Raw genomic sequence first — 21,107 nt, 5'->3', positions numbered from 1 at the left:
ATTTACCAATTAGCAAAATTACTGATGAACACTACTAACGAATTACCTAATTAGCTAATTTATATTGTTTCTAATAGAATATTGCCATATCTTTGCCTCGTCTTTTAAAAGCGATTGCTTTTCAAGCACAAAGTTGAACCATAAAGATTATTTAATTTAGAATTATTTTTGTCGGTAAGCGATGGGAATCTGCTTACCGGCTTTTTTATACGTTAAAGCGGAAGTGCATAATATCGCCGTCTTTCACGATATATTCTTTACCTTCCACGCGCATTTTACCAGCTTCTTTTACTTTAGCCTCACTGCCATAAGTAATAAAATCATTATAAGCGATTACCTCGGCACGAATAAATCCTTTCTCAAAATCGGTGTGAATTACCCCTGCGGCTTGAGGGGCAGTGTCTCCTTGATGAATCGTCCACGCACGCACTTCTTTTACTCCTGCGGTGAAATAAGTTTGTAGGTTCAGCAGGTGATAAGCTGCACGAATGAGTTTAGAGGCTCCTGGTTCTTCTAAACCTATATCTTCCAAGAACATTTGGCGTTCTTCGTAACTTTCCAATTCGGTGATGTCGGCTTCAGTGGCTACTGCCAATACAATCACTTCGGCATCTTCGCCTTTTACGGCATCTTTCACTTGTTCCACATAAGCGTTTCCGTTTTTAGCCGATTTTTCATCTACATTGCACACATATAGCACAGGCTTGGTAGTGAGCAGTTGGAAACTGTCCATCAATTCTTTTTCTTCATCGCTTACTTGCACGGCACGAGCCGAAACACCCGTGAGCAAAGCCTCCTTTACACGGTTGAGCAAGTCCATTTCTTTCGCCGCTTTCTTATCGCCTGCTTTCGCTGCACGTGTTACTTTCTCCAAGCGTTTTTCAACCGTTTCAAGGTCTTTTAACTGCAATTCTATATCAATAGTTTCTTTATCGCGTATAGGGTCTACACTCCCATCAACGTGTACGATGTTGTCATTTTCAAAACAACGCAATACGTGGATAATCGCATTACACTCACGTATATTTCCCAAAAATTGGTTACCCAAACCTTCGCCTTTACTGGCGCCTTTCACCAGTCCAGCTATGTCTACAATCTCTACCGTTGCAGGCATTACACGCTCAGGTTTTACAAGGCTTTCGAGTTTCTCTAAACGGGGGTCAGGTACGTTTACAACACCCAAGTTGGGCTCTATAGTACAAAAAGGGAAGTTAGCACTCTGTGCTTTAGCATTTGATAAACAATTAAATAAAGTAGACTTCCCCACGTTGGGCAGTCCTACAATTCCTGCTTTCATATATATTTATTGTATAATTTTAGGGTGCAAAAGTACGGTAAATAACAATAATGACAAATATTCTAATAATACTATTTTATTAATGAGGTAATTTCTTAATACTTCTCCTGTATTCCATCACCATCTCATCAATAACCTCTTTTACGCTTTGCACCTGGGTAATGAGACTCGCTACTTGCCCTATTTCTAACTCGCCTTGTTCTACGTCTCCTTCAAACATTCCTTGTTTGGTACGGCGATTACCTACTAAGGCTTTAAGGTTTTCGACAGTAGCTCGCTGAGTGTTGTAGAGCTCTTTTACTTCCTTATAGAAGCCGTTTTTAAGCAAACGTACAGGGGCTAATTCCTTTAACGTAAGTTCTGTATCACCTTCTCCGGCGGCTACTATTCTTTCTTTAAAATTAGGGTGTACAGAAGCCTCGGTAGTAGCTACGAACCTGCTGCCTATCTGTACCCCTTCGGCACCTAAGGCAAGAGCAGCAAGCATTCCGCTACCTGTAGCAATTCCCCCTGCAGCAATGAGAGGAATATTTAATACTTTGCGCACAGCAGGAATGAGCACCATTGTGCTAGTTTCTTCACGTCCGTTGTGACCGCCCGCTTCAAAGCCCTCAGCTACCACAGCATCTACGCCAGCAACTTGGGCTTTAAGGGCAAACTTACTACTACTCACTACGTGAGCTACTTTTATGCCTTCTTTTTGCAATAAAGAGGTATAGGTAGCCGGATTTCCTGCCGAAGTAAATACAATCTTTACCCCTTCGCGCAAAATCACTTCAATAGCTTTGTCCATTTCGGGGTACATAATAGGAATATTCACCCCAAAAGGTTTATCGGTAGCCGCTTTACACTTACGTATGTGTTCTGTAAGGGTTTCGGGGTGCATAGAGCCTGCGCCCAATAGTCCTAAACCGCCTGCATTGCTCACTGCTGAAGCCAATCGCCAACCACTTGCCCATATCATTCCTCCTTGAATAATAGGATATTGAATATTAAAAAGTTCTGTAATACGTGTTTTCATTGTCTACAATTTAAGATTGTTATTCTCATCGAACTCCCAAAAAGGATTATAAGCGACTTCAAACACATAACCGTCTAAATCTTTAAAGTAACCGCTATAGCCACCCCAAAATACTTTTTGAGCAGGTTTTATTATAGTTGCTCCTAATTCTTTAACTTTGGCTAATACAGCGTCTACTTCCGCTTCCGAGGTAGCATTGTAGCTGATAGTCATTCCTGCAAACGAACTTGACTCATAAGGCAAAGTAGTATCTTCTGAAAGTTCTTCTAAGGGGTAAAGTCCCAATACGATGCCTCCCAAAGGAAAAAGAGCATAGTCGTCCATACTTTTATCTGATTTTTGCCAACCTAAGCCTTCGTAGAAACTAAGGGCTTTTTGAAAATCGCGAACGCCCAAAGTAATCAAAGTAAATTTTTGTCTCATACTATTGATTTGTTATAAGTTCTTTCTCTTTTTTAGGTACTTTGGCGAGTACTTCTTCGTAAGAATGTTGTACCATTTCTTCAATAAGAGTGGGAGGGAGGCTTTCTACCAAAACTGTATTCCAAAGTTTTTTGTTTAAGTGATAGCCTGCTATAATCTTTTCAGGGTATTGCTCACGAAGCTCCAAAGCGCGCTCAGGGTTGCATTTGAGACTTGCCCTCAAAGGGACGCTTTCTAAATTCGTAAGCACAAATATCCTCCCACAAATGCGAAAAGCCAATATGTCCTCGCCAAAAGGCATATCTTCAGTAGTATGTGGTAAGGACAAGCAAAAGTCTCTGAAAGTTTCTAAGTTCATTGTTTTAGGTAAGAGATAAGATAAAAGGGTTGCCTATTATTCAAGACAACCCTTTATTTTATACATTCATTTGCTAATTTACAAATATACTAATCAATTAAGCTTTTGAGGTAAGTGATTTGAAGAATACAAATCCAAAACCTAGGGTAAGCATACAGTGGAATGGGAACATACCAAAGTCGTTAAGACGAACGGCACTGTATAGTCCAAAGAGAAAATACAACATTAGTAAGAATTCTACTATCATATTAGGTGATAGTTTGGTATTGATGTATTTGTTGTTTTTCCAGCTATCGGAAAGTGCATTGATATTGAATTTAGGGGTACGCACAAACTCACTGCGTTTACCTGTGTGTCCTTCGAGTACTGCAACAGTGTTATGGAAAGAGAAACCTAAGGCTACTGAGAAGAACGTTACAAACAGTTTGATGTAGTTTAAAAAGTCGTCGAAGGTCTTTCCTTGCAGGTTCTTATAAGTAAACCAATAGCAAATAAACAAGATAACAGTACTGATGATAAAGAAACTAGTAATGTGGAATATCCACGCTAAATGTCCGTATTGGTTTTTGATGTACAACATAGGAATACTAAGAACTGATACCACAAATACCCATAAGAACATAGAGCTATTGAGGAGGTGCATTACCCCGTGAAATTTGGTTTTCCAACCTATGTTTTTAGCTGCTAATACACGGCTTACTGTTTTACGGAAGTTCTCAGCTCCTCCTTTGTTCCAGCGGAACTGTTGAGAGCGTGCTGCTGAAATAACTACTGGAAGCTCGGCAGGAGTTTCTACATCTTCCAAATATTTGAATTTCCAATTCTTTAATTGAGCACGATAACTAAGGTCGAGGTCTTCGGTAAGGGTGTCGCCTTCCCAGTTACCTGCATCGTAAATGCACGCTTTACGCCAAATACCTGCTGTACCGTTGAAGTTGATAAAATATCCTTTAGAATTACGTCCTACTTGTTCAAGAGTGAAATGGACATCAAGAGCGAGAGCTTGTATTTTAGTAAGGATAGAATAATTGCGGTTGATGTGCCCCCAGCGAGTTTGCACTACGCCTATTTCAGGGTCTTTGAAGTATACTACCGTACGTTTGAGCCAATCGGGTTGAGGCATAAAGTCGGCATCGAAGATGGCAACAAAATCACCTTTGGCAATAGCTAAGCCTTCTTTAAGAGCACCAGCCTTAAAGCCTTCGCGATTGGTGCGACGAATGTGCTTAATATCCAAGCCTGTAGCTTGTAGTTCTTTAATGATTTCAGCGGTTTCAGCTACTGATTCGTCGGTAGAGTCGTCGAGCACTTGAATTTCGAGTTTGGTACGAGGGTACTCCAATTTTGCGATATTTTCGAGCAAACGACGTACTACATACTTCTCGTTGTAAAGTGGTAGCTGGATGGTTACGTACGGAATCTCCTTAGGGTCGAGCAAGTTAAACTTAGGAGCCTCGTCGTTTTGTTTGCGATGTTTGAGATAGTTCAGTAGCAAACTAAGCATTGAAAGGCTATATAAGAAAATGCCTACTAATGCTGTACAATAGATAATAATAATCGCGTAATTGATAATTGTTGCCATAAATTATTGTTTTATGTTCTTTCTTTTAGATTTTGCAAATGTACGTGTTTTTTTGAAAACACCAAGCAAAAAAGAAATTATTTTTTAAGAAATCTCTCTTTTTTCTAAACTAATAAACTGTATATCAATAATTAGCTTTGAAGTTGTTTTATGACTGTACGCACTGATATAAAACCAATTTCTTCTTCTCGAATATCTTTAAGAGCAATCCACCGGAGTTCTTTAATTTCATCGGGGGCTACAATATGTACTTCTTCGGCTTTGAGTTCGCATTCGAAAAAGATATCCATAGTGCGGTAGGGTACATTTTTGTACAGATAATTATTGGGGTAGGTGGTGATGAAGCGCAGTTGCTCAGGTTTGATGATGAGTCCCATTTCTTCTTTTACTTCGCGACAAGCTGCTTCTTGAGCCGTTTCGTTGGGGTCGATAAAACCACCTGGAAGGTCGAGTTTCCCTTTGTCGGGGTTCATATTGCGGACTGTAAATAGTATTTTATCTTTATGCTTGAACACTACTGCTACCGCGGCGGCAATATTGTGGAAATAGGTAAAACCGCAATCGTGGCATAAAAAGCGCACATTATTGGGAAATTCGATGTTTGTAGAAGTACAATTTGGGCAATGTTTAAATATGCTTTCCATAGTTTTTGGGTGTTTTTTTAATTAGGTGAGTGTTGAGATAACAGATTTTTAAGGTTAGAAAAATATTCTGTATACCTATCTTGGACAAACCTTATACGAATCTTGGACGAATCTTGGACGATAGCTATACGTGCAGTATCACTGTGTAAAGGGTGTTTTGTAGAAAAATTTTCTGCATCTTATAGGGATTCGCTTATAAAAATAACTTTTTGTACTTGTTGTCTTTTTTTATTAGGCGACAAATGTACTAAATTTTGTTATCTGAAAAAAATAATTTGTAAAAATAGTTTTTAATTGTTTTTTTAGTTGTACCTTTGCAGAGAAATTAAAAGCGTAATTCTATGGATATATTACTCAAGTCGGCAAAGATTATTGATGAAGAGAGTGCCTATCACGGTGCTGTAAAAGATATTTTAATTTCAGATGGGGTTATTAAGCAGATATCCAATCATATTGCTGCCGAAGGGGTAGATAAGGTGCTGGAAAACACTTATATATCACAAGGTTGGACGGATAGCAGTGTTTGCTTTGGCGAACCAGGCTTTGAAGAGCGGGAGACCTTAGAGAATGGAATGCTTACGGCACAGAGAAGTGGTTTTACACACGTGCTCGTTAATCCGCTTACTCACCCCGTAGCCGACAACAAGCAAGCTGTAATGTATATCAAAGAAAAAACGAAGCATTTTGCTACTACCGCTCACCCTATTGGGGCATTAACGGTAGAGAGCAAGGGGGAATTTCTTGCCGAGCTTTACGATATGCAAAATGGAGGTGCTGTGGCTTTTGGCGATTATAAGAAGCCCATATACAACAGCAACCTGCTGAAAATAGCCTTGCAATATACACAGCCTTTCGGTGGTATTGTTATTTCTTTTCCTAACGATGCTAAAATTATGGGTAAAGGTGTGGTGAATGAGCATATAGAAGGCACCCGATTAGGACTAAAAGGCATTCCTGCTTTGGCTGAAGAACTGTGTGTAGCGCGTGATTTGGCTATATTAGAATACGCAGGGGGGAAGTTACATATTCCTACTATATCCACAGCAAAATCGGTAGCGCTTATTGAGGAGGCAAAAAACAAAGGATTGGACGTGACTTGTAGTGTAGCTATCCATAATATTCAGTTTACTGACGAGGTTTTAGGAGGGTTTGATACCAATTACAAAGTGTTGCCCCCTTTGCGCGATACTGAAAATGTAAAGGAACTAAGAGACGCCTTACAAAGAGGAGCGATAGACTTTGTTACCTCTGACCATAATCCGTTGGACATAGAACTCAAATTTAAAGAGTTTGACCTTGCCTCGTTTGGAACTATTGGGCTGGAGAATGTGTGGGGTGTGCTGAGTCAGTATACAACTGTTGAAAGAGCGATAACACTGCTTACCTCGGCGCGCAAACGTTTCGGGATACCTACTGTACCCATAGCTGAAAATACAGAAGCTGATGTTACTATCTTTACTCCCGAAGGAGAGACTGTTTTTACAAAAGAGATGATATTATCAGCTTCAAAGAATAGTGCTTTTATAGGTGCGACGATGAAAGGAAAAGTATTGGGGATTATTGCTCACGGACAAGCAATATTGAACGATGGAGTTTAAGAAATGTCTTACCTTTGTTATAGGGAGCTTGATTTTATTATTTACAAACTGTTACTTTAAAACAAAGAAAAAAACAATGGAAACACATAAAAAACTACCTTTAGAATACGTAATTCGCGAACCACAGGTAAGGACTAAACGTTCGCCTGTAATATTTATGTTGCACGGTTATGGGAGCAATGAGGAAGACCTTTTCTCCTTTGCCGATGAATTACCCAAAGAATACACGATTATATCATTGCGTGCGCCTTATAATTTAACCTCATTTGGTTATGCGTGGTATATGATTAACTTTGATGAAGACCAAGCCTATTGGAGCGATAATGAGCAAGCTATTGAATCGCGTGAATTAATAATGAGATGTATTGATGAGGCTTGTAAGGTATATGATTTGGATACGAGAAACATAAACCTCTTAGGATTCAGTCAGGGGAGTATATTGAGTATGGCTATTGCGATATCTTATCCTAAGAAAATACGCAGAGTAATAGCACTGAGTGGTTACTTAAATGAGGATATCTTGAAAGACGGATATAAGAAAGAGAACCATTCGGCTACGCACTTTTACGTATCGCACGGCACCAGTGACCAAGTAATACCTGTGGAATGGGACAGGAAAACCCCTGAGTTTTTAAAATCGATAGGGGCTAAATGCACTTATGAAGAGTTTCCGATAGGGCACGGTGTATCACCACAAAACTTTTATTCATTCCGTGAATGGCTTAGTAAATATTGATTTATGGACAAAGCAACACTTAAATCAGAATATAATATATTCAAGCAAAAGGCTTATATTATTATTTATGGGACGAATACACGCTTAGGTAAACTATTTGACCTTGTGCTGTTGTCGCTCATTACTATCAGTGTGATAATGGTAATGCTTGAAACCGTAAAGGGTGTTGACTACCATTTGCACGGTTTGTTGGTGTTTATGGAGTGGGTGATAACCGTTTTCTTCTCACTTGAATATATCTTGCGTATTATTACCAATAAAAAGCCTTATAGATATATTTTTAGTATGTATGGCATTATAGACCTCATTGCTATTTTGCCAATGTACATATCGTTCTTCGCTCCTGGTGCAAAGGCAATATCAGTAGTGAGGGCTTTGCGCTTATTGCGTATTTTCCGTATCTTGGATTTAGCGAGTTTTATGAAGCAAGGGGAGGAGCTGAAAATGGCTTTGCGCACTAGCCGAGACAAAATTCTTATCTTCATTTATTTCATATCGGTGATTTGTATACTCTTAGGGTCAGTAATGTATGTAGTGGAAGGACACCAGAACGGGTTTAGCAGTATCCCACGCGGTGTTTACTGGTGTATTGTAACAATGACTACCGTAGGCTTTGGAGATATAGCTCCGCAAACTACATTGGGACAGCTGATAGCTTCGTTTGTAATGATATTGGGTTATGGCGTTATTGCGGTACCTACGGGTATTGTTACTGCTGAATATACCCATATGAAAAAGAAACATTCTATTGAGGGGAGCAAAAAGCAACACGAAGAGAATGAGGTTGCTGGAAAATTAGTTTGTAAACGATGTTCTTTTGATAAACATTTGCAGGGGGCTAAATATTGTAGCCAATGTGGTAGTGAGTTAATACTCCAAAAGAACAATCACGATGAAGCATAAAAAAATACTTTTGAGTGTGGTAGGACCTACTGCTATTGGAAAAACGCGAATGGCTATAGCCTTAGCACAACACTTCGGTACTGAAATCATCTCTTGCGACTCACGTCAGTTTTTTAAGGAGCTTTCAATAGGCACAGCTGTTCCTTCGCCTGATGAATTGGCTCAGGCAAAGCACCATTTCATTCAGCATAAATCTATTTTTGAGCCTTATTCAGTAGGCGATTTTGAGCGCGATGCTATTAGCTTGCTCAACACACTTTTTAGAACTCACGATGTGGTAGTAATGGTAGGAGGAAGTGGGCTTTATGCTAATGCAGTGCTCAGTGGATTAGATGATTTTCCTGAAACCGATGAACAGATAAGAAAAGAGCTGAATGCGCAGTATAAAGCAGAAGGCATTGTTTTTTTGCAACAAAAGCTAAAAGCTTTAGACCCTGTGCAATACGAGAAAATAGATACAAATAATCCGCAACGAATGATACGCGCCTTAGAAGTGTGTATGGTAGCAGGGAAGCCTTATTCGTCTTTTTTAAACAAAAAAGAAACGGTGAGAGACTTTGAGAGCATACAAGTAGGACTTACGGCAGAGCGAGAGGTGCTTTACAATCGCATTGATGAGCGAGTAGAGCAAATGCTTGAAGGAGGGTTGCTTATAGAAGCACAAGATATGTTTCCGCACAAGGAACTCAATGCTTTGCAGACAGTAGGCTACAAGGAGTTATTTGCTTTTTTTGAAGGGAAGACCTCGTTTGGCTTTGCGATAGAGGAAATTAAGAAGAACACTCGTCGATTTGCCAAGCGACAATTTACGTGGTTTCACAAAGATAGTTCTATACATTGGTTTGATTACAGGACAACGGTGGAGGAAGTTCTTCAGAAAACCACAATGCCAATAATACCGGAGTAATACCACAATGCCAGAAATGCCAATAATACCAAATTAATGACAGTGCGAGGTCGTAGCACGACAGACAGGTGCGAGCCGCACGGGCAGATAAAGAAAAGACGAACAAAAGACGAACAATGAACGAACAAAAGACGAAGAATGAACGAACAAAAGACGAAGAATGAACGAACAAAAGACGAAGAATGAACGAAGGGAAGGCGGAGTTAAAACAAGCCTAAGAAGGAGGATAGAGGGAGATATTTTGAAGTAAAAAAGGTGCGTTTGATTTCAGGAATGATAGAAGTATTGTAAAAAATATTATCTTTGCACCAAAATTTGTAATTGATAACTAATGAAAAAACTGATTTTATTAGCTTTTGCGCTACTAGCATTGCAATCTTGTAGTGTAACAAATACCTTTACGTTTCATAAAGATGCTACCATTTCTACGGATATGGCAGTGGATATGAGTGAAATGCTTGCTATGCAAGCAAAGGCAAAACAAGGAGAAAACAGTTTGAAAAACGTGAATATGCCCGAATTTCCGAAAGAATGGCAATCGGTTTACGACTTTCAAAAAACAGTAGAAAAGGATAGCATTCCTGCTGATAAAGCTGAATTGCTGAAACGCGCAGCTATTAAAGGACTTTTTAAAGACAATAAGGAAGTAGGTTTTCAGGTTAGGTTCGACCATTTTGCGCCTGAAGAATACGCTTCTATCACCGCCGCTATTGGTAGAGGGACACGCAATAACAACCCTCTGAGTATTTCGGCTTTTAAATGGGACGGCAAGGAGTTGCGCATCAATATTGCTGCTTTGGAACAAAATACAGATGATGAAGAGCAAGCAGAGCGCGTAGCACAGATGAAGAAGATGTTTAATATTGATATCAATAATACGCTTGTATTCGAGGGCAAAATAAAGAAGATAAAAGGCAAACACCCTTATATTGAGAAAATAGATGCTCATACCGTGAAAATTGATTTAAAAGCCACTGATGGCAAAAAGAAAAAGAGACGCGATAAAGAGATTGTAATCGTTATCAAATAGTTCTTATCTCTTACCATTTAACTATTATTTAAAATGTTATATTATTTATTAGAATATCTTGAAAAATATTACGACTTTCCAGGGTCGGGGCTTTATAAATACTTATCGTTTCGCGCAGGCTTGGCTTTAATGCTTTCCTTGCTTATTTCTACCATCTATGGGAAGCGTATTATTCGCCTCCTACAACGCAAACAGATAGGCGAAACGGTGCGAGACTTAGGGCTTACGGGGCAGAATGAGAAAGCAGGCACTCCTACTATGGGGGGGATTATCATTATTCTTGCCACGCTTATACCTGTACTGCTGTTGGCTAAGTTAGATAATGTATATACCCTATTGCTACTCATCACTACTGTGTGGATGGGAGCCATTGGCTTTATCGACGATTATATCAAGACTTTCCGCAAGAATAAAGACGGACTGAAAGGACGTTTTAAAATATTAGGACAAATAGGCTTAGGAATTATCGTAGGGGCGACACTCTATTTTAATGATAATGTAACTATTAAGAGTGAGAAAACAGGTATTGGACGAACACGTACTGAAGTAGTAGCAGAAACAGCCACAGAGAATTTTGTTCCAGAAGTGAAATCGACGAAAACTACTATTCCGTTTGTGAAGAATAACGAGTTTGACTATGCTGACCTCATTGCGTGGGCAGGAGATAATTATCATCATTATGTGTGGCTGGTATTTATTCCCATTGTGATTCTTATTGTTACAGCGGTTTCTAACGGTGCGAACCTTACTGATGGTATAGACGGATTGGCAGCGGGAAGCTCGGCTATTATAGTCCTGACATTAGGGCTATTTGCGTGGATTTCGGGTAACATTATCTTCTCAGAATACTTAAACATTATGTATATCCCAAGAGTAGGGGAGATGACGGTATTCATAGCCGCTTTTGCAGGAGCTTTGGTGGGCTTTTTGTGGTATAATACCTATCCTGCCCAAGTGTTTATGGGCGATACAGGAAGTTTGACTATAGGCGGGATTATAGCTGTAATAGCCATAGCAGTACGCAAAGAACTCTTGTTGCCTGTGCTCTGTGGTATCTTCCTCATTGAAAACTTATCGGTGATATTGCAAGTGGTTTACTTTAAATATACGAAGAAAAAGTATGGTGAAGGTAGACGTATCTTCTTGATGTCGCCTTTACACCACCATTACCAAAAGAAGGGATATCACGAGAGTAAAATAGTGATGCGCTTTCTTATTGTAGGGATTTTCTTAGCGGTGATTAGCATTGTAACGCTAAAATTGAGATAAGAGCTCAATTAAAAGCTTGGATATATTGGAGAATAGAAATGTGAAAAGCGCCTAAATAATCAGATTATTTAGGCGCTTGACTTTTATATTGATGTTATTGCGTCTTTGAGTTGAGCTAAGGCTTGCCTTACCACACTACGCGGACAAGCTAAATTGATGCGCATATAGCCATTGCCTTCTTCACCATAAATACTACCGTCATTTAAGGCTAAGTGCGCCCTATTGGTACATAGAGCGACTATATCTTTTTGGTTGAGCTGTAACGCACTGAAATCAATAAACACTAAATAAGAGGCTTGAGGTATGATGACTTTTAGTTGAGGTATGTTTTCCTTGATATAACTTACCACTTCATCAATATTACCTTGAACATAAGTGAGCATTTGTTGTAACCATTCTTCGCCTTTGTTATAGGCTGCTACAACGGTATTAAAAGCAAATACATTGCCGGCAGCCAATTCGTTCCCTTCTACATAGCTCTCGAAGCGACGGCGTAGGGTAGGATTAGCAATTACCGCATAAGAGGTAGCTAAGCCTGCCATATTAAAAGCCTTGCTGGGAGATGCAAATACAACGGAGTTCTGTTTAGCTTCTTCGCTTACTGAGGCAAACGGAATGTGCTCGTAGGGAAGTAAGGTAAGGTCGGCGTGGATTTCGTCAGCTACTATTATTACGTTGTTCTGAGCACAGATAGTTGCTACTTTTTTGAGTTCTTCGCACGTCCATACACGTCCGCCAGGGTTATGAGGGTGACAGAAGAGAAAGAGCTTACAGCCTTTTATCTTTTTTTTGAAGAGTTTAAAATTGATATGATATTGCCCATCTTTCAGCTCTAATGGACAGTTTACTAATTCGCGATGGTTATTGCGGATTACCTGAGCGAAAGGATTATATACAGGTTGCTGAATCATTACCTTTTCACCACGCTGAGTAAATGCCTGTACTGCCATAGCCAAAGCTGGTACTACCCCAGGTACGAATGAAATCATTTCTTTGGTAATCGTCCACTTATGACGGCGTTTTTGCCAACTGATAATAGCTTCATACCAACTTTCGGGTTTCACTGTGTAGCCAAAGACTTCACATTCCATACGTTTTTTCATCACTTCCACTATGAAAGGAGGTGTTTTAAAATCCATATCGGCTACCCACATAGGGAGCAAATCGGTGCGTCCCCAGCGGGGGGCTAATGCCTCTAACTTGAGAGCATCGGTGTGTTTTCTGCAAACTACTTCGTCAAAATTATAATTCACTTTTTAATGATTAATGTTTAATGGTTAATGTTTAATATGTTACGTGTTATCGGATATCTATTAGGAAACTCTTACTATTTGGGCGCCGAGGGCTTTGAGTCGTCCGTCGATGTTTTCGTAACCACGGTCTATTTGTTCTATATTGTAAATGGTAGAGGTGCCTTTGGCTGAAAGAGCTGCAATAAGCAAGGCTATACCGGCACGAATATCAGGTGAGGTCATTAAGGTTGCGCGCAAAGGTGAACGGAAATCATTACCGATAACGGTAGCACGGTGAGGGTCGCATAGTATAATTTTAGCGCCCATATCTATGAGTTTATCGATGAAGAATAGCCTACTCTCAAACATCTTTTGGTGAATAAGCACTTCCCCACGTGCTTGGGTAGCGACTACCAGCACGATACTGAGTAGGTCGGGGGTAAAACCAGGCCAAGGGGCATCGGCTACGGTTAGGATAGAGCCATCGATATAATTTTGGATTTCATAGCCGTTAGTATGAGCGGGGATATGAATATCGTCGTTTTTCTTTTCGAAGGTAATACCTAATTTCTGGAAGATAGTAGGCATAATACCCAAATGCTCCCAGCCTACATTCTTAATGGTAATTTCACTGCGGGTCATAGCAGCCAAGCCTATCCAACTACCTATTTCAATCATATCGGGGAGGATAGTGTGTGTACAACCCTCTAAGCGTTCTACCCCGTTGATAGTAACGAGGTTGGAACCGATACCTTGTATATCGGCTCCCATAGCGTTGAGCATATGGCAGAGTTGTTGTACATAGGGCTCGCAAGCTGCGTTATAAATAGTTGTAGTGCCTTCGGCTAATACGGCAGCCATAATAATGTTAGCAGTACCTGTAATAGAGGCTTCTTCTAAAAGCATATAGCTTCCTTTTAGTTTTTTGGCTACTACGCTATAAGTAAAGTTATTCTCATCATACTCGAAGTGGGCACCTAATTTGATGAACCCTTCGAAGTGGGTGTCGAGACGACGGCGACCTATTTTATCACCTCCCGGTTTAGGAATATAGCCTACTCCAAAACGCGTGAGCAGAGGACCTACTATCATAATAGAACCTCGCAGGGCTTGCCCTTCGGTATGAAAAGACTCAGACTTTAAATAGTCTATATTGATATCGTCGGCTTGAAAGCTATAAGTACCTTTCCCGAGCTTTTGGATTTTGACTCCTAAATTCTCGAGCAAAGAAATCAGTTTATTCACATCTTGAATATCGGGAATGTTGTGAATGGTAACTTTTTGGTCGGTGAGTAAAACCGCACAAAGTACTTGTAGTGCTTCGTTTTTAGCTCCTTGTGGTGTGATACTTCCTTTGAGGGTATGTCCACCTTCTATTTTAAAAACGCCCATTGTTATTTTTTTTATTGGTTGAGAATATTCTTTTAGCTTGCTGAGGTTGCGGTTGAGGAGTGCGTTTAGTTAGATTTTGCTTCGTGCGGATAAGGTCACGACTATTAGTAAGGTCTTCGTTAGCCTTTCTCAAATCAATTTGCCCGTTACTCAGTTCGTATAGATGTTCAAAAACCACGCTATCGTCTACGCTTTCTTTATTCCAAGTGAGGAAGCATTTCTTCATATGGTTAGCGATAGAATACTCTAAAGCTTCACGTAGGTCGCCTTTTTCCCAATTTACGCAAGTGTTTATCATACGAATAATTACGTTGCCGTAGAAGCGGTAGCGGGGATGTGCTTGAGGGTATCTAAGTCTTTCGGGATGTTTATGAAGTGTGGAAGGCGTGGGTTTTTCATAAGGAGAATCGACGTCTAACTGAAAATCGGACATTATAAAGAGCTGGTCCCAAAGTTTATGTTGGAAATCAGGGACGTCGCGCAAGTGAGGGAATAAGTTTCCCATTACGGCGACGATACTTCGAGCCGTTTTATTACGTGTATCGCGGTCTTTAAGGAGTACCGCTTTTTCTATCATTTTTTGAATGTGTCGCCCGTATTCGGGGATGATTAAGTGAGGGCGTTCGGTGTTATATTCTAAGGTCGTCATAATGATAATATTCCTTTTACTTTACCAGCTTCTTTGTAATAGGCAATTACCTCATCGGGGTTTTTAACGGTAAGGCTTACCGAAACACCTGTGTACTTATCGTTAGACGATGGGCGTGTGGTGATTTCGGCATCGGTATTTTTAAATACCTCTTTGAGCTGATTGAGTTTAGCTTCATCAGTAGGTATTACAAATTTATAGAGATAACGAGTTGGGAAGAGCGAAGTCTCGATGAGTTCATTCTTTAAGCGCTCGTAAAATTCGGCTAATTCTTGTTCTGTTTTCATTGAGTTTCTTTATTTTTACTATATAGTTTAGAGAACAGTTTTCAGATTGAGTGCAAAGGTACGAAAAAAGTTGGAAAGAAAAAAGCAAAAGGTAAAAAAGTGTATTTAATGCCAATAATACTAATAATACTAGAAATACCGATAATTAGCTTTGCCAGTGGAAAATGAGGAAATGAGAGAATGAGAAAATGAGGAAATGGGGTAAATGCTAATAATACCAGAAATGCCAATAATACCACCAAGGGGAATGGACGGGTCGGACTTTTCAGACGGGTCGGACAGGTTAGAGGAGAGGTTGGAGGATTCGGAAGAAAACGGAAAAGGTCGGAAAGGCGTGTTGAGGTAAAAGGTAAAAGGTAAGAGGTAAAATGAGTGTGGTTAGCTTATAGAGAGCTTATAGGAAGCTTATACGAATCTTGGACGATTGGTATAGAAAGGGTATATAAATAGTTGATTTATAATATTATACAACAATGTAAAAAATGTTAAAAACGGGGTTTCGAGGCGAAAGAAAAGAGAAGAGGCACTAGGCCTTAGGTCATAGGCACTAGGGGGAAGTATGACGGAAAATCAAAAGAAACCTCCCCCTTTACACATACCCAGCTGTCGCTGGCTACCTCAGAGAGGGGGAATGTGGCGAGTCGTTTATTCGGTAAGCCCCCGAACCCCCGAAGGGGGACAAGCTGGAAAAGGAGACAAACCTCCCTCCTTACACATACTCCGCTCTCGCGGTGCACATACCCAGCTGTCGCTGGCTACCTCAGAGGGGGGGAATGTGGCGAGGGAAAAGTAAAGGTAAAATGGAGGTAAAATAAAGGAGGAAGGGATACAAGCTATTTGATTTTTTATTATCTTTGCGTGTTATAACTAAATAAAACAGTGATGAAAAGAATATTATTAGCGAGTACTTCTACTGTATATGGGGGTACTTATCTTTCTTATTTACAAGATGAATTGATTGATTTCTTTGCAGGAATTGACGAAATATTATTTGTGCCTTATGCACGCCCCAGTGGGATTACGCACGATGAATATACTCAGATTGCGCAACAGTTTTTCAATAGGGTAGGGAAGAGTATAGTGGGCTTACACACATTCGCTGACCCTAAAAAGGCTATTAGGCAGGCAAAAGCGATTTTTACAGGCGGAGGTAATACCTTCGTGCTGGTGAATCAGTTGTACGGATTGGAAGTGATGGACGTATTGCGTGAAGCAGTAGAAAATGGGACGCTTTATATGGGAACAAGCGCAGGGAGCAATATCGCTGGACAGACAATGCAGACTACTAATGATATGCCTATTGTTTACCCGCCTTCGTTTAAAACCTTAGGGCTTGTGCCTTTTAATATCAACCCTCATTACCTTGACCCAGACCCCCAAAGTAAACACAAGGGAGAAACTCGCGAAACGCGAATTAAGGAATTCCACGTTTTTAACGATACTCCTGTGATAGGTTTGCGCGAAGGTAGTTGGCTACGTGTGGAAGATGAGAAGGTTAGCCTTAAAGGTGATTTGACGGCTAGAATTTTCCTAAAAGAGCAAGAACCTTACGAAAGTACGGAAATTTTGTTGTAGGCAAAGGAAGGAATGTACTATACTTATAATCAGGTTATTATATAATAGGTTTGATGAAAAAGAAGATTAAAAGGGAATATTTTTACGAAGAAAAAGTGTTATTTATTTTTGTAAATCAATTTTTTGTAATACTTTTGAGCCGTAAAAACACTTATTAAACATTTAATTATGAAATTTTACTTTTGTTTTTTAGCCTTATCATTGGCACTTGTAGCGTGTAACGACAATGGTAACCAACTCACTCCTGAGCAGAAAGAAGCAAAATTGCAACATAAGTTGGACTCGATAGCTGAAATAAAATTCTCGGAAATAGTGAAGGAAGACGTAGACTCTTATCCTATTTTTAGAGGGGTATGTGATACAGCAACGACGAAGATAGGACAGAAAGAATGTTTTGAGAGGACTTTTACAACCCTTTTTCAAGAGCGTTTGAAAAAAGCCCCTTATGAAGTAACAGAGCCTGTTACCGACCGTGTATTACTGAATATAAAAGTGGATAATACAGGTAAAATAGTGCTTATAGGTATAGAAGCCAATGATAAGACAAAAGAATTACTAAGTACTGATAGTGAAACCTTTGAAGACTCATTACGCGCTAATTTATCGGCGCTCTCAGAGCAAGATGCTATCGTACCAGCTACCAAGAACGGACTGAACGTGAGTACGCAATTTAATTTGCCTATTGAAATTAACGTTAAATAATTGGTCGTAGCTTTTGGAACGCATTATTTTAGGTATCGACCCAGGCACTACTATTATGGGGTTTGGGCTTATTCAGGTGGAAAGAGATACTATGAAGCTCTTACAGCTGAATGAGCTTCAACTTAGTAAATACAGCAATCACTACTTAAAACTAAGTGTGATTTTTAATCGCACTTTGGAGCTGATAGATACCTATAAGCCTGATGAATTGGCTATTGAGGCGCCCTTCTTTGGCAAGAATGTACAATCGATGTTGAAACTTGGAAGAGCGCAGGGAGTGGCGATGGCAGCGGGGCTATCGCGTGAAATTCCTATTACTGAATACGAACCTAAAAAGGTGAAAATGGCTATTACGGGTAATGGTAGTGCCTCCAAGGAACAAGTAGCCAAAATGCTTCAACAACTTCTGAATATAAAAGAACTCCCTAAACACTTTGACGCAACCGACGGTCTGGCGGTGGCTGTTTGTCACTTTTTTAACGGTGGCAAGTCGCAAAAACAACAAAGTTATAGTGGTTGGGACGCTTTTGTAAAACAAAATCAAGACCGTATAGGTTAAAAAATACTTCATTTTGTATAGCTTATACATTCATATTCCCTTTTGTAGGCGTGCTTGTTATTATTGTGATTTCCATTTTTCGACTACTCTGAAAAGAAAAGGAGAAATGGTGAATGCCCTTTGTGAGGAACTCATTTTGCGCAAAGGGGAAGCCGTAGGTAGTGAGTTACAGACTATCTACTTAGGAGGAGGGACGCCCAGTATCCTTTCGTATGAGGAATTACAACAACTTTTTCGCACTATCTTCACACATTACAAGGTAAATACCATAGCTGAAATTACCTTAGAAGCTAATCCTGATGACTTTTTTAGAGCTACTTCTCCCGAGCAATTTTTGAAACAATTACGCTCTTTGGGTATCAATAGGCTCAGTTTGGGAGTGCAGTCGTTTTTTGAAGAGGACTTGCGATTGATGAACAGAGTGCATACGGTAAGCCAAGTAGAGACTTTATTACAGATAGCTCCACAGTATTTTAATAATATCACGATTGATTTGATTTACGGCATTCCCCAAATGAGTGAGGAACGCTGGCAGGAGAATATCAATAAGGCACTGTCTTTCGATATTCCGCATATCTCAGCCTATGCGCTTACGGTAGAAGAAAAAACAGCTTTGCACAAGTTTATTGCTACGGGGAAAATCGCGCCAATAAGCGATGAGCAGGCTTACACTCACTTTCAAATGTTGATAGATACACTGGAAGCAGAGGGTTTTATACAATACGAGTTTTCAAACTTTGGCAAAGAAGGGTATTTTAGCAGGAATAACACGGCTTATTGGTTTGGCAAGCCCTATATGGGAATAGGTCCTTCAGCCCACAGTTTTAACGGGAAGGAGCGTAGTTGGAATATCGCTCATAACATTAAGTATATACAACAAATACAGCAGGGGATTTTGCCACAGGAAAAAGAAGAACTTACCCTTAATAACCGATATAACGAACTCATCATCACGCGTATACGCACGATGGTAGGGATTGATTTGGAAGAAGTGAGAACAGTATTTGGGGAAGGTTACTGCCAATATTTGTTACAACAAGCACAGAAGTACCTTGCCGATGAGCTTTTAGTTATAGAAGAAAACCATCTGAAAGTAACGCGCAAAGGCAGATTTCTCTCAGATGGTATAGCTTCGGATTTATTTAGGGTGGATGACCTCACTTAGTGGTTTGAAGGTAGGGTTTAGATTCCCGTCGATATGGTATTCCAAAAGTAGGTCACCCCACAATTCACCATCAGTAAATTCACAAATCACCCATTTTTCATTCAGTATTCTTATTTTATTAAACAAGAACTTCCCATTGCTTTCAGATTTGATGTAAGGGTTTTTAGTGTCCTTTACGTTCATCTCCATTAAAGCATTGACAACAATTTGTGAAGGATTGTCAATTTTCAAATCTTCGAAATACTGTTGTGCTAACTCGTTTGTTTCGAGGCTGAAGTTAAGTGCTTCGATGAGTTGTTCATCGAGTTTCTTGATAGAATCGGAGAGTTTTGAAATCTTCTCAGCTGATTCTTTCATCGCTGTAACATTTGCATTGCTATCTGTTTGGTTGCAACCGGCTAAAAGGGCAAAGGCTCCTAAAAGCGTAATAAAAATTCGTTTATTCATTATGATAAGGTTTTTGTTCGCTTAGATTTAGCACTTTTACTTTGGGTTTTCGTCGCAAGTAAGCGTGCAAGAGGTGACGGTTTGTTAATGAATTGGGTAAAGGAGTGATGAGGTTTTGTAACATCTCTAATTGAGTAAGCTGGAAATTCAGATTAAAGAAGGCATAGCCTTGAATATTGCCATCGACTACTAAAATAATGCTTTTCTCGCCTATTACTCTACCTTTATCTACAATAGCTACGTTTCGGTGCACAAGTCCGTATTTTGAAAGCACCTCAGAGGCGCGCGAGTTATACTCCTCTACGGTTTCGTTATTGAAATCTACTTCGTTTAAATGGTACTCTTCAGTGATTTGATTTAAAAAGTGCTGGGCTTGTTCTTTGGTTTCAAAAGTAGTGATAATTTCGTTTTGAGTGGATAATAATTCTATTGAAAAACAAAGATATCTCTTAGTATTAAAGTGAGAAGTGAGTGCATAAGTGATATTTATTTCTTTTTCAGGATTTCGCCTATTGCATTTTGGGAGGTTGAGGTGTATTTCTTCTAACCTTTTTAAAGCAGCGATGAGTTCATTGCCTGTTTCTTGATAAGTAACTCGATAAGTATGGCGTTGCAAGTATCTATCGCGTTTGGACGGAGAAGTGAAGAGCCTGTTTACTTGTTGTTTGATATTTTTGTGTTTCCCGATGTAAATGACCTTACCTTCTTCGTTATGCATATAAAAAATCCCTAATGTTTCAGGGAGAGTGTCGAGTATTTTTAGATGACGAGAAGCCATTTCTAAACGAATATCTTGCTTGACAGAGGTAGTAATGATATCCTTTTTGGTGTCCTTTTCGAGTAGGTATTTAAAGAGTTTTAGGGTAGCCAAGGCATCACCAGAGGCGCGATGCCGGTCGCTTACAGGAATACCTAAGGAGCGCACTAACTTACCTAAACTATATGATTCTTTATTGGGAATGAGTCGCTCGGATAGTTCTACGGTGCAGAGCGTTGTACGGACAAAGTCGTATCCTAAGCGGCGAAATTCAGTTTGCAAGATGCGGTAATCGAAGGCGGCATTATGACCTACGATAATGCAATCGGTGGTAATTTCGACAATGCGTTTGGCAACCTCATAGAATTTAGGAGCATTGCGCAACATTTTGTTGTTGATGCCTGTGAGTTTAGTAACGAACTCTTGAATGGGGCGTTCGGGGTTTATCAATGATATGAACTGGTCGGTTATTTCGTGCCCGTTGAACTGATAGATGGCGATATCGGTAATGCCCTCTTCATTGTATTTACCTCCTGTGGTTTCTATGTCGAGTATTGCGTACAAATGTTTAGGT

The 21,107-nt window shown here is 39.8% G+C and carries 23 protein-coding genes; 11 read left to right on the top strand and 12 right to left on the bottom strand.

Annotated features, from left to right (window positions below):
• Nucleotides 1-205: 205 nt before the first annotated feature.
• From ychF to HMPREF1321_RS00900, 6 genes are all read right to left on the bottom strand, one after another.
• Entirely contained in the window at nt 206-1,297 is a 1,092-nt protein-coding gene (gene ychF, locus HMPREF1321_RS00925; protein ID WP_009420988.1) for a redox-regulated ATPase YchF, read from the bottom strand.
• A 79-nt stretch (nt 1,298-1,376) separates the two neighbouring features.
• Nucleotides 1,377-2,318 carry an NAD(P)H-dependent flavin oxidoreductase gene (locus tag HMPREF1321_RS00920; RefSeq protein WP_009420958.1) on the bottom strand — a complete coding sequence of 314 codons (942 nt, stop codon included), beginning with the start codon at nt 2,316-2,318 and terminating at the stop codon, nt 1,377-1,379.
• 3 nt (nt 2,319-2,321) lie between these two features.
• Entirely contained in the window at nt 2,322-2,741 is a 420-nt protein-coding gene (locus HMPREF1321_RS00915; protein ID WP_009421016.1) for a VOC family protein, read from the bottom strand.
• 1 nt (nt 2,742) lies between these two features.
• Nucleotides 2,743-3,099, bottom strand: a complete 357-nt coding sequence (locus HMPREF1321_RS00910; RefSeq protein ID WP_009420939.1) for an MmcQ/YjbR family DNA-binding protein — start codon at nt 3,097-3,099, stop codon at nt 2,743-2,745.
• 97 nt (nt 3,100-3,196) lie between these two features.
• Entirely contained in the window at nt 3,197-4,681 is a 1,485-nt protein-coding gene (locus HMPREF1321_RS00905; protein ID WP_009410730.1) for a cellulose synthase family protein, read from the bottom strand.
• A gap of 131 nt (nt 4,682-4,812) precedes the next feature.
• Nucleotides 4,813-5,325 carry an NUDIX hydrolase gene (locus tag HMPREF1321_RS00900; RefSeq protein WP_009410731.1) on the bottom strand — a complete coding sequence of 171 codons (513 nt, stop codon included), beginning with the start codon at nt 5,323-5,325 and terminating at the stop codon, nt 4,813-4,815.
• A 341-nt stretch (nt 5,326-5,666) separates the two neighbouring features.
• Here HMPREF1321_RS00900 and HMPREF1321_RS00895 point away from each other — a divergent pair, with 341 nt between their 5' ends.
• The 6 genes from HMPREF1321_RS00895 (at nt 5,667) to mraY (ending at nt 11,768) form a co-directional block, all read left to right on the top strand.
• Nucleotides 5,667-6,923: a dihydroorotase gene (locus tag HMPREF1321_RS00895; RefSeq protein ID WP_009421040.1), complete on the top strand. Its 1,257-nt coding sequence runs from the start codon at nt 5,667-5,669 to the stop codon at nt 6,921-6,923.
• Nucleotides 6,913-7,659 (top strand): alpha/beta hydrolase, encoded by a 747-nt coding sequence (locus HMPREF1321_RS00890; protein ID WP_009420501.1) that lies wholly within the window; start codon nt 6,913-6,915, stop codon nt 7,657-7,659. The genes HMPREF1321_RS00895 and HMPREF1321_RS00890 overlap by 11 nt, the downstream gene beginning before the upstream one ends.
• A 3-nt stretch (nt 7,660-7,662) precedes the next feature.
• Nucleotides 7,663-8,562, top strand: coding sequence for an ion transporter (locus HMPREF1321_RS00885; protein WP_009420998.1), 900 nt, complete (start codon nt 7,663-7,665; stop codon nt 8,560-8,562).
• Entirely contained in the window at nt 8,552-9,469 is a 918-nt protein-coding gene (gene miaA, locus HMPREF1321_RS00880) for a tRNA (adenosine(37)-N6)-dimethylallyltransferase MiaA (protein WP_009421027.1), read from the top strand. The genes HMPREF1321_RS00885 and miaA overlap by 11 nt, the downstream gene beginning before the upstream one ends.
• Before the next feature lie 331 nt (nt 9,470-9,800).
• Nucleotides 9,801-10,499 carry a hypothetical protein gene (locus tag HMPREF1321_RS00875; protein WP_009420916.1) on the top strand — a complete coding sequence of 233 codons (699 nt, stop codon included), beginning with the start codon at nt 9,801-9,803 and terminating at the stop codon, nt 10,497-10,499.
• A 33-nt stretch (nt 10,500-10,532) separates the two neighbouring features.
• Complete coding sequence (gene mraY / locus HMPREF1321_RS00870) at nt 10,533-11,768, top strand: phospho-N-acetylmuramoyl-pentapeptide-transferase (RefSeq protein WP_009410740.1); 1,236 nt, start codon at nt 10,533-10,535, stop codon at nt 11,766-11,768.
• An 83-nt stretch (nt 11,769-11,851) separates the two neighbouring features.
• On the opposite strand, the gene HMPREF1321_RS00865 is transcribed toward mraY, so the two are convergent.
• From HMPREF1321_RS00865 to HMPREF1321_RS00850, 4 genes are read right to left on the bottom strand one after another with little or no spacing between them, the layout of a single operon-like run.
• Nucleotides 11,852-13,021, bottom strand: a complete 1,170-nt coding sequence (locus tag HMPREF1321_RS00865) for a MalY/PatB family protein (protein ID WP_009420947.1) — start codon at nt 13,019-13,021, stop codon at nt 11,852-11,854.
• 60 nt (nt 13,022-13,081) lie between these two features.
• A complete protein-coding gene (gene murA, locus HMPREF1321_RS00860) occupies nt 13,082-14,392 on the bottom strand; it encodes a UDP-N-acetylglucosamine 1-carboxyvinyltransferase (protein WP_009421029.1) in 1,311 nt (436 codons plus the stop codon).
• A complete protein-coding gene (locus HMPREF1321_RS00855; protein ID WP_002672843.1) occupies nt 14,379-15,041 on the bottom strand; it encodes a DUF4290 domain-containing protein in 663 nt (220 codons plus the stop codon). Before HMPREF1321_RS00855 ends, murA begins: the two co-directional genes overlap by 14 nt.
• Nucleotides 15,038-15,328 carry a DUF493 family protein gene (locus HMPREF1321_RS00850; RefSeq protein WP_009410743.1) on the bottom strand — a complete coding sequence of 97 codons (291 nt, stop codon included), beginning with the start codon at nt 15,326-15,328 and terminating at the stop codon, nt 15,038-15,040. Before HMPREF1321_RS00850 ends, HMPREF1321_RS00855 begins: the two co-directional genes overlap by 4 nt.
• A 631-nt stretch (nt 15,329-15,959) precedes the next feature.
• Between HMPREF1321_RS00850 and HMPREF1321_RS12065 the strand changes: the two genes are divergently transcribed.
• The 5 genes from HMPREF1321_RS12065 to hemW all read left to right on the top strand — a co-directional run bounded on the left by HMPREF1321_RS12065 (nt 15,960) and on the right by hemW (nt 19,329).
• Nucleotides 15,960-16,121 carry a phosphinothricin acetyltransferase gene (locus tag HMPREF1321_RS12065; protein ID WP_083832703.1) on the top strand — a complete coding sequence of 54 codons (162 nt, stop codon included), beginning with the start codon at nt 15,960-15,962 and terminating at the stop codon, nt 16,119-16,121.
• Nucleotides 16,122-16,210: 89 nt separating this feature from the next.
• Nucleotides 16,211-16,903, top strand: coding sequence for a dipeptidase PepE (pepE, locus tag HMPREF1321_RS00845; RefSeq protein WP_009421007.1), 693 nt, complete (start codon nt 16,211-16,213; stop codon nt 16,901-16,903).
• 168 nt (nt 16,904-17,071) lie between these two features.
• Nucleotides 17,072-17,605 carry a hypothetical protein gene (locus HMPREF1321_RS00840; RefSeq protein WP_009410747.1) on the top strand — a complete coding sequence of 178 codons (534 nt, stop codon included), beginning with the start codon at nt 17,072-17,074 and terminating at the stop codon, nt 17,603-17,605.
• Nucleotides 17,606-17,618: 13 nt separating this feature from the next.
• Entirely contained in the window at nt 17,619-18,164 is a 546-nt protein-coding gene (gene ruvC, locus HMPREF1321_RS00835; protein ID WP_002672831.1) for a crossover junction endodeoxyribonuclease RuvC, read from the top strand.
• A 13-nt stretch (nt 18,165-18,177) separates the two neighbouring features.
• A complete protein-coding gene (gene hemW, locus HMPREF1321_RS00830) occupies nt 18,178-19,329 on the top strand; it encodes a radical SAM family heme chaperone HemW (protein ID WP_083832698.1) in 1,152 nt (383 codons plus the stop codon).
• Here the strand turns inward: hemW and HMPREF1321_RS00825 are convergent.
• Both HMPREF1321_RS00825 and HMPREF1321_RS00820 read right to left on the bottom strand, forming a co-directional pair.
• Nucleotides 19,303-19,776: a hypothetical protein gene (locus HMPREF1321_RS00825; protein WP_009421003.1), complete on the bottom strand. Its 474-nt coding sequence runs from the start codon at nt 19,774-19,776 to the stop codon at nt 19,303-19,305. The two genes, hemW and HMPREF1321_RS00825, sit on opposite strands and share 27 nt — an antisense overlap.
• A complete protein-coding gene (locus HMPREF1321_RS00820; RefSeq protein WP_009420937.1) occupies nt 19,769-21,097 on the bottom strand; it encodes an exonuclease domain-containing protein in 1,329 nt (442 codons plus the stop codon). Before HMPREF1321_RS00820 ends, HMPREF1321_RS00825 begins: the two co-directional genes overlap by 8 nt.
• Nucleotides 21,098-21,107: the final 10 nt, after the last annotated feature.

The organism is Capnocytophaga sp. oral taxon 412 str. F0487, assembly GCF_000271925.1.
In the GTDB taxonomy this organism is placed as follows: Bacteria; Bacteroidota; Bacteroidia; order Flavobacteriales; family Flavobacteriaceae; genus Capnocytophaga; species Capnocytophaga ochracea.
This window is presented reverse-complemented; position numbering and strand designations above follow the sequence as displayed.

Coding starts and splice junctions, on each gene's coding strand:
- ychF (WP_009420988.1), bottom strand. CDS start 1,297: ATGAAAGCAGGAATTGTAGGACTGCCCAACGTGGGGAAGTCTACTTTA.
- HMPREF1321_RS00920 (WP_009420958.1), bottom strand. CDS start 2,318: ATGAAAACACGTATTACAGAACTTTTTAATATTCAATATCCTATTATT.
- HMPREF1321_RS00915 (WP_009421016.1), bottom strand. CDS start 2,741: ATGAGACAAAAATTTACTTTGATTACTTTGGGCGTTCGCGATTTTCAA.
- HMPREF1321_RS00910 (WP_009420939.1), bottom strand. CDS start 3,099: ATGAACTTAGAAACTTTCAGAGACTTTTGCTTGTCCTTACCACATACT.
- HMPREF1321_RS00905 (WP_009410730.1), bottom strand. CDS start 4,681: ATGGCAACAATTATCAATTACGCGATTATTATTATCTATTGTACAGCA.
- HMPREF1321_RS00900 (WP_009410731.1), bottom strand. CDS start 5,325: ATGGAAAGCATATTTAAACATTGCCCAAATTGTACTTCTACAAACATC.
- HMPREF1321_RS00895 (WP_009421040.1), top strand. CDS start 5,667: ATGGATATATTACTCAAGTCGGCAAAGATTATTGATGAAGAGAGTGCC.
- HMPREF1321_RS00890 (WP_009420501.1), top strand. CDS start 6,913: ATGGAGTTTAAGAAATGTCTTACCTTTGTTATAGGGAGCTTGATTTTA.
- HMPREF1321_RS00885 (WP_009420998.1), top strand. CDS start 7,663: ATGGACAAAGCAACACTTAAATCAGAATATAATATATTCAAGCAAAAG.
- miaA (WP_009421027.1), top strand. CDS start 8,552: ATGAAGCATAAAAAAATACTTTTGAGTGTGGTAGGACCTACTGCTATT.
- HMPREF1321_RS00875 (WP_009420916.1), top strand. CDS start 9,801: ATGAAAAAACTGATTTTATTAGCTTTTGCGCTACTAGCATTGCAATCT.
- mraY (WP_009410740.1), top strand. CDS start 10,533: ATGTTATATTATTTATTAGAATATCTTGAAAAATATTACGACTTTCCA.
- murA (WP_009421029.1), bottom strand. CDS start 14,392: ATGGGCGTTTTTAAAATAGAAGGTGGACATACCCTCAAAGGAAGTATC.
- HMPREF1321_RS00855 (WP_002672843.1), bottom strand. CDS start 15,041: ATGACGACCTTAGAATATAACACCGAACGCCCTCACTTAATCATCCCC.
- HMPREF1321_RS00850 (WP_009410743.1), bottom strand. CDS start 15,328: ATGAAAACAGAACAAGAATTAGCCGAATTTTACGAGCGCTTAAAGAAT.
- HMPREF1321_RS12065 (WP_083832703.1), top strand. CDS start 15,960: ATGTGGCGAGTCGTTTATTCGGTAAGCCCCCGAACCCCCGAAGGGGGA.
- pepE (WP_009421007.1), top strand. CDS start 16,211: ATGAAAAGAATATTATTAGCGAGTACTTCTACTGTATATGGGGGTACT.
- HMPREF1321_RS00840 (WP_009410747.1), top strand. CDS start 17,072: ATGAAATTTTACTTTTGTTTTTTAGCCTTATCATTGGCACTTGTAGCG.
- HMPREF1321_RS00825 (WP_009421003.1), bottom strand. CDS start 19,776: ATGAATAAACGAATTTTTATTACGCTTTTAGGAGCCTTTGCCCTTTTA.